The sequence below is a fragment of the Nostocoides sp. genome, from assembly GCF_035343835.1.
Taxonomy (GTDB): domain Bacteria; phylum Actinomycetota; class Actinomycetes; order Actinomycetales; family Dermatophilaceae; genus Nostocoides_A; species Nostocoides_A vanveenii.
Genome location: NZ_DAOQZV010000172.1, coordinates 1 through 6,944, shown reverse-complemented (window position 1 = coordinate 6,944; position 6,944 = coordinate 1). Strand labels below are relative to the sequence as shown.

Sequence of the window (6,944 nt, the reverse complement as noted above, 5' to 3'; positions counted from 1 at the left end):
TCTGATGAGGTCGCGACCGGAGGCCGGTCGCACCAGCCAGCACCTCTGATGAGGTCGCGACCGGAGGACTGTGGCACCGGCCAATACCTCTGATCCGGCGGCCCGCCGCGCCGGGCAGGGGCTGAACCCGGGCTGAGAACGATCAGGTGTCGGCGGCGGCCGCCCGGCCGGCGGCCCGCCCCGAGAACAGGCAGCCGCCGAGGAACGAGCCTTCGAGCGCGGCATACCCGTGCACGCCACCGCCGCCGAAGCCCGCCGCCTCGCCCGCGGCATACAGGCCGGGAACGGGGTCTCCGGTGACGGACAGCACCCGCGCGCCCAGGTCGGTCTCGATGCCGCCGAGGCTCTTGCGGGTGAGCACATGCATCCGCACGGCAACGAGCGGGCCATAGGCCGGGTCGAGCAACGCGTGGGGTGGGAAGGCTCGCTTGCTGATCCGGTCGCCCCGATAGGCGCGCGCATTGTGCAGCGCGACCACCTGCGCGTCCTTGGCGAAGGGATTACCCAACTGGGCGTCGCGGTCACGGACCAGGCGCTCGATCGCGGTGGCGTCCAACAGGGTGCTGCCGGCGAGCCCATTCATCTTCGCGACGAGCGTCGCGATGTCGTCGGCCTGCAGGAAATCCACGCCGTGATCAAGGAAGTTCTGCAGCGCCGGCCCGACCTCGGTGCGCGCGCGTCCGAGCACGGCGGGGATCGAACGAGCGGTCAGGTCCGGGTTCTGCTCCGACCCCGAGAGCGCGAACTCCTTGCCGGCGACCGCCCGATTGGTGAGCACCCAGGAATAGTCGAAACCGCTCTGCCGCAAGTGCTTTAGCGTCGCCAGCGTGTCATAGCCGAGCCAGAGGGGCGCCGGGAGGCGCCGCCCGCGGGCATCGAGCCACAGCGAGCTGGGCCCGCCGAGGATTCTGATCGCGTGCCCTGGCCAGATCGGGTCCCAGTTCTCGATGCCCTCGACGTAGTGCCACATCCGGTCACCGTTGATCAGCCGTCCGCCGGCGGCCTGGACCACCGGCTGCATGCTTCCGTCGACATAGGCCGGGACGCCCGTGTGCATCCTCGCCGGCGCCGTCCCGAGGCGCGCGGGCCACTGAGCGCGCACCAGATCGTGGTTGCCTCCGATGCCGCCGGAGGTCACGACGACCGCTCCCGCACGCAACTCGAAATCCCCCACTGGCTCACGCGAACTGGCCACCCCGCGGGCGGCGGCGTCGGGCGTCAGACGCACCCCGCGCACGCCGGCCACTCGGCCGGACTCGATGATCAACTCCTCGACGCGGTGCCGGTCGTGAAGCACCACCCGGCCCGTCGCGATCGCCGCACGCACCCGCTCCTCGAACGGAGCCACGACCCCGGGGCCGGTCCCCCACGTCACGTGGAAGCGCGGCACCGAGTTGCCGTGACCCCCGGCGCGCCCACCGCCGCGCTCCGCCCAGCCGACCAGCGGGAACCAGCGCATGCCCATCCCGGCGAGCCAGGACCGCTTCTCGCCGGACGCGAACTCGACATAGGCCCGCGCCCACCGGCGCGGCCAATGATCCTCCGGGCGGTCGAAACCCGCTGTGCCGCACCAGTCCTGCCAGGCCAACTCGACGCTGTCCTTAATCCCCATGAGCCGCTGCTCGGGGCTCCCGACGAAGAACAGACCACCGAAGGACCAGAACGCCTGACCGCCGAGATTGGCCTGGCTCTCCTGATCCACGAGCGCGACTCGGCTGCCCGCGGCGACTGCTTCGGCCGTGGCGACCAAGCCGGCCAAACCGTGGCCGACGACGATGAGGTCCGCGTCCATACCGTTGATATTACCCACGGGTAGGAGGGCACGAGAGACGTGTCTTCCCCTTGGTAACCAGGGCGGCAGGTGCTCAGGTCGTCAGGTCGCTCCTGACGATCCGCACCCCGTCGTCGCCGACCACCGCGCGGACGTATGCCAGGGTGGGCACCACCGCGTCCGCGTTCGGGTCGGCGACCAAATCCGCATACGCCGTGGTTGTGGTCACCGCCAGGGTGGCGCACCCCGCGGCTCGCGCGGCCGCGAGGCCGGCGGGTGCGTCCTCGACAACGAGGCAAGCGCCGGGATCGACGCCGAGACGTTGTGCCGCAAGGACATACGGGTCCGGCGAGGGCTTGCCGTGGACAACATCGGAGGCAGTGACGACCACATCGGGGGCCGTCAGGCCACTGACCTGAATACGGGCCCGCGCGAGGCGATCAACGCCCGAGGTGACGATCGCCGATCGTCCGGTGCCAGCCAGCGCGTCCAGAAAGGACGCCGCCCCCGGCAGGGCGGCGATGCCCTCCACATCAGCGATCTCCAGGTCGGTGATCGCCTGCTCGGCCTCGGCGTGCTGCTCCGGCGGGAGGAAGTGCGCGATCAGCCCGCGCGCCGGGACACCGTGCCAGCCTTGCAGGTCGGCCAGGGTCAGCCCGTAGGTGCCGGCCCACGTCGCCCAACTGCGCTCGACCGAGGGCGTGGAGTCGATAAGCGTGCCGTCCAGGTCGAACAAGACGGCAGCGAATCCGCGACTGACAAGGGCGTCGAGGCCGTCGATCAGCGGCGGCGAGCGGTCCGGCTCGGGCTCCTGGGTCAGCACATCCGGCGAGCCAGTCGACGACTGCCCGGCGGTCACGCCGGCGAATCGGCCGGCGGCAGCGCGGCGTCCGCCGTCGGCCCAGCAGCGTCCGCGGGGACGGCAGCGGTCAGGGCGGCCTCGATCCGGGCGATCACGGCGCGCTCCTCGTCGCTGACGCCCTTCGAGGCGTTGGCGACGGCATCGCTCGCCGCCCGGATGACCTCGCGATAGCCGGCCGCAGCTGCCGGGTCCTTGGCATCGAGCAGCGCCGTCGCCTGGCGCAGGGTGTCCAGGACCTCGGCGTCGACCTGCTCCGGGGTGCCGCGGGGCGGGCTGACGAAGCCCCCACCGCGCAGGAGGTCGCGCACGGACTCGGGGGCGGCGGCGAGGGCCTTGGATCCGGCCATCGACTCTTTGAAGGTCGAGAAAAACCCGGGGTCGGCCTTGGAGACCAGGGCGATGGCCCCGAAGGCTCCCAAGCGGATGGTGTCGTGCTCGGACTCGGTGAACTCGGTCATACGGCAACTATGCCGTCTCGGCCCGCCCGGGTGGTTCGGTACGCGCCCGGCCACGCTATTTGGCGACGATGGAGGCGACGACGTTGATGGTGCTGGCAAGGACGACGGCGCCGAAGACATAGGACAGCAGGCAATGGCGCAGGATCACCGAACGGATCGCCGGGTTGGTCACCGCGGTGTCGGAGACCTGATAGGTCATGCCGAGGTTGTAGCCGAAGTAGAGGAAGTCGCGGTAAGCGGGCGGTTGCTTTTGGTTGAAGTCGATTCCGGAGCCGGTGTCGTCGGCGTAATAGAGGCGGGCATAGCGCGCGGAATACATCAGGTGCAGGCTGGCCCAGGCCATGAAGACGCCGGCCAGGGCGAGCGCGGCGGCGAGTTGGGCGGCGGCCGAATTGCCCAGGAGGACCAGGACGCCGATCGCGACCAGCCCACCGATGGCCGCGACAACCACGATGAGTTCCTCGACGCTTGCGCGGACGTCCTCACGTCGGGTGTTGCGGCGGGTGAAGTCGGCGTCCATCGGCCAGAGCGTCGCCCACCCCCAGGCCACGAACGCCCCGTGGCCGGCCGTCACGGCGGCCAGCAGCCCGATGGCCGTGTCGAAAAGGACGCCGATGACGGCGCCGGCGAGCACGCCGATGACGAGTGATCCGAGCAGGCGGGTGGTCGCGGAGCTGGGAAGGGGGTCGCCGCTCTCGGTCATCAGCGCTCCAGGGGATCGGTGGGGAGAGAGTTGTCGGTGCCGTCCGCAAGCATGGCCGTATGCGTGATCGCGACCTTCTCGATGTCGGCCAGACACGCGCGTCGCGCCGGCGGGAGCACGACGCGCGTGACCCGGACGCGCACCCGTTCGGCGCGTGGGTGGCCAGTGACGAGCACCTCGACCTCGTCCGAGGCGAGGTTGTCGGTGCTGGGAGCGGAGGCTGCCGGGGGCACGACGCGGCCGCGCAGGAGGTGGGCGGCATACGGGCCGAAGACGCGCAGCACTTCGGTGACCGCCGCCTGGACCACTGGGGATTGGGTCGCGACCCCCCGTAGGTGCTCCGGCGGGGTGCGTCCCGCCAGTTCTTCACGCGCGACGGCATTGGCCGAGGCCGCGTCGAGATGGCCGAGGTAGGTGCCGGTCGGCAGGACGATCAGATTGCCGCTGAAGCGATCCCCACCGAGGTGGCTGCATTCCCAGACCAGTTCGGGCCATTCGGTCGCCAAGGCGGCGGCAACCGGTCGGCCGCGGACGGCGCAACATTGATCGTGCGTGCCGTGTGTGCACACCAGCAGGCGGGTGGTCGCCGGCAGGGCCAGCGGCCCGTCGCTATCGAAGGCGGCGATCGCGTCCTTCAGGTCGGCGGGCCGGCTGCCATCGGCCGAAGTCCAGTGACCGGCCGACTCGGTCCCGGTCGCCGCGTCGACGACGACCCACGTGCGCTCGCCCGCCTCGGTGGCATGGCCGGCGCCCGCAGGTCCGTCCGGGGCGATGGCCCCGGATGGTCCGTCCAAGGCGCCTGTTCCGGCAGTTCCCTCCCGGACGTTGGCGCCGGTTGACATGCGCGACCCACTCGCGAGATCGACCCCCACTGTGCCGGCAGGTCCCTCCGGGGCGTTGGCGCCGGTTGGTCGCCGGCCGGGCCGTCGCACGAAGAGCACCCGCCCGTGCCGGCGCTCCACAATCCCGGCCAGCGTTTCGCGGGCACCACGGATGTCGCGGGAGTTGAGGACCTTCTCCGACCAGGCGGCCGGGACCTCCAGCAGCAGCCAGCGCTGGGTCGGGGGGGCTGAGGCGATCAACGGGTCGGGGCGCCGGCGGGCGCCGTTTGAGCAGGGTTCGCGACGATCCCCGGGCCCCGGAGATGTCGTCCTCGCGCTCATCCCGTGAGGCTATCCCGGCCTTAGCCCTTGCCCCCGTCGACAGCCATCGAGCGGCTCCGGGCATTCGGCCTCCCCGTGTTGGGGCTCCTGGGCGATTTCGGTGTCCGAGTGCACTCCCGATGCGCGGTAGGTGCGCGCTCGACGGTGAAGCTTCAGCCCTGGGTGGTGTCGAGCTAGCGTCGAACGACGGTCGCGATCCCGCCGAGCACCAGGCGGCGGGCCAGGTCGATCCCGCTCTCCCGCACGGCGATTGTGCCGCCGGCCAGCAACTGCTCGACACCAGCAAGTTCGCCGGCGGCGACGGCGAACTGGCCGGCGCGGCTGACAACTTCGGCGGCCCCGTCCGCATTCGGCTCGGTCAGCACGGCGGCGAGATGCGGACGCAGCGTAAGGATGTCGTCGGGGCCGAGGGCACCCGCGGCCACCACGCTCGCGATGGGCGCCACCGGAGCGGCGCGCTGCGCAGCCCGGTGCGCGAGTTCGGTCTGCGGCAGAACATCGGCCGGCGTAGCGCCGGCGAGAACGGCGATCAGTCGCTCGCGGACGGACTCGAAGTCGGCCGCGGGCACGCGGTCGGCGTGGCCTGCGTCGGCCGAGATCGGCAAGGAGCGGCGGACTTCCGGGTCGTCCGCGAGGCGAGCCACGGCATACGTGATCAGTCGTTCGAGCAGGTGGTGACGCGTCCAGGCGTGGATGCCGATGGTCACGTGCGTGCTGATCTCGCCCAGCGCGGTCGCGGCATGGAGATAGCCGCGGGGCAGATAGAGCACATCTCCCGGCGACATCGTCACCTCCAGGAGCGGCTTCTCCTGCCCGGCCTCGGCGACGGCAGCGCGACGCTGCTCCCACGGCTGGGTGCGCAGCGGCAGGCTGAGGACGGGCTGCCTGATCTGCCACCGCTTCTGGCCGGCGATCTGAATGACGAAGACGTCGTGGACGTCGTAATGCGAGCTGAAGCCCGTGCTCTGCGCCGGCGTGACATAGGCGTTGACCTGGACCGGGTGCCCGAGATCGGTGCCGAGCTGACCGGCGAAGTCGATGAGCGGCCCCCACGTACGGTGCAGGCCTTGCAGGACGAGCGTCGACCCGTCGGCGAACAGCCGCAACAGGCGATCGTCGCTGAGCTGATCACGGATGGCAGCGCCGACCCCGCCCGGTGCTGTGAACTCGGCGTCGCCGAGCGTGCGGCCGTCCTTGGCAACACGCAGGAAGGGCGTCCGTAGACCGCGCTTGGCCATGAGTTCGTCGGCGGCGTCATTGCTGAACAGATCGTCGAAGGCCGCGCCGAGCTCGGCGGCCGTCGACAGCTTCGGGGCGCTTCCCCAGTACTTCTCGGCGAATTCGTCGGTGCTGATCGCCAATAGGCGCGCCAGAGCGGGACGGCGGTTGCCCGCCGTCCCGCCGGTCATTGCGAAGTCGGTCACGTCGTCGTCACGATCGGACGCGCCTTGCCGTATGCCGTTCAGGCTCCGCCGTCCGCGCCACCATCCGCACCGCCGTCGGCACCACCATCCGCGCCGCCGTCCGCACCACCGTCCTCGCCGCCGTCGGTGGCATCGCGGTGCTCGGCGAACCGCTCACGCTGCGGCTCGTGATCGCGTCGGCCGCCATCCTGGGCGGGATCGCGATCGTCATTGCTCGCCGCAGCGCGGGGCCTGACGAGCTCAAGGCGTGTGCGGCCGGGCGGGCACGAGCAGCGCGGCCAGTTCGAGGTACATCGGCCGCGTGAGAAGCCGTGCGATGCCGCTCGACAGCAGTGCGGTGGCCATCAGGCTCAGCACCATCGTGTGTCCCGAGACCATCTCCATCACGATGATGAAGGCCGTGATCGGGCCTTGTGTGGTGGCAGCGAGAAAGCCGACCATGCCGAGCGCGATCAGGGGAATCGCCGCCTCGGCCGTCACCCCCGTGAGCGCGGCCACGTCGTGGCCGATGCCTGCACCGATGGCGAGCGATGGCGCGACCACGCCAGCCGGCACGCCGGTCC

Annotated in this window: 7 protein-coding genes; all 7 read right to left on the bottom strand. The window is 71.0% G+C overall.

The window, feature by feature from the left end:
- Positions 1 to 142 precede the first annotated feature (142 nt).
- A complete protein-coding gene (locus PKH97_RS11870) occupies positions 143 to 1,792 on the bottom strand; it encodes an FAD-binding dehydrogenase (RefSeq protein WP_324387672.1) in 1,650 nt (549 codons plus the stop codon).
- A gap of 73 nt (positions 1,793 to 1,865) precedes the next feature.
- Positions 1,866 to 2,630 carry an HAD-IA family hydrolase gene (locus PKH97_RS11865; RefSeq protein WP_324387671.1) on the bottom strand — a complete coding sequence of 255 codons (765 nt, stop codon included), beginning with the start codon at positions 2,628 to 2,630 and terminating at the stop codon, positions 1,866 to 1,868.
- Entirely contained in the window at positions 2,627 to 3,091 is a 465-nt protein-coding gene (locus PKH97_RS11860; RefSeq protein WP_324387669.1) for a hypothetical protein, read from the bottom strand. Before PKH97_RS11860 ends, PKH97_RS11865 begins: the two co-directional genes overlap by 4 nt.
- A 55-nt stretch (positions 3,092 to 3,146) precedes the next feature.
- The gene (locus PKH97_RS11855; protein ID WP_324387667.1) at positions 3,147 to 3,794 is read right to left on the bottom strand and encodes a DUF1345 domain-containing protein; all 648 of its coding nucleotides are present in this window, start codon (positions 3,792 to 3,794) and stop codon (positions 3,147 to 3,149) included.
- A complete protein-coding gene (locus PKH97_RS11850) occupies positions 3,794 to 4,957 on the bottom strand; it encodes a sucrase ferredoxin (RefSeq protein ID WP_324387666.1) in 1,164 nt (387 codons plus the stop codon). The genes PKH97_RS11855 and PKH97_RS11850 overlap by 1 nt, the downstream gene beginning before the upstream one ends.
- A 173-nt stretch (positions 4,958 to 5,130) precedes the next feature.
- Positions 5,131 to 6,381 carry a cupin domain-containing protein gene (locus PKH97_RS11845; protein WP_324387664.1) on the bottom strand — a complete coding sequence of 417 codons (1,251 nt, stop codon included), beginning with the start codon at positions 6,379 to 6,381 and terminating at the stop codon, positions 5,131 to 5,133.
- A gap of 240 nt (positions 6,382 to 6,621) precedes the next feature.
- Positions 6,622 to 6,944, bottom strand: a 323-nt coding sequence (locus PKH97_RS11840; protein ID WP_324387663.1) for a chloride channel protein, incomplete at its 5' end; no start/stop codon positions are given.

Bases quoted from the DNA above. Each gene is read 5' to 3' on its own strand.
- PKH97_RS11870 (WP_324387672.1), bottom strand. From the start codon at position 1,792: ATGGACGCGGACCTCATCGTCGTCGGCCACGGTTTGGCCGGCTTGGTC.
- PKH97_RS11860 (WP_324387669.1), bottom strand. From the start codon at position 3,091: ATGACCGAGTTCACCGAGTCCGAGCACGACACCATCCGCTTGGGAGCC.
- PKH97_RS11855 (WP_324387667.1), bottom strand. From the start codon at position 3,794: ATGACCGAGAGCGGCGACCCCCTTCCCAGCTCCGCGACCACCCGCCTG.
- PKH97_RS11850 (WP_324387666.1), bottom strand. From the start codon at position 4,957: ATGAGCGCGAGGACGACATCTCCGGGGCCCGGGGATCGTCGCGAACCC.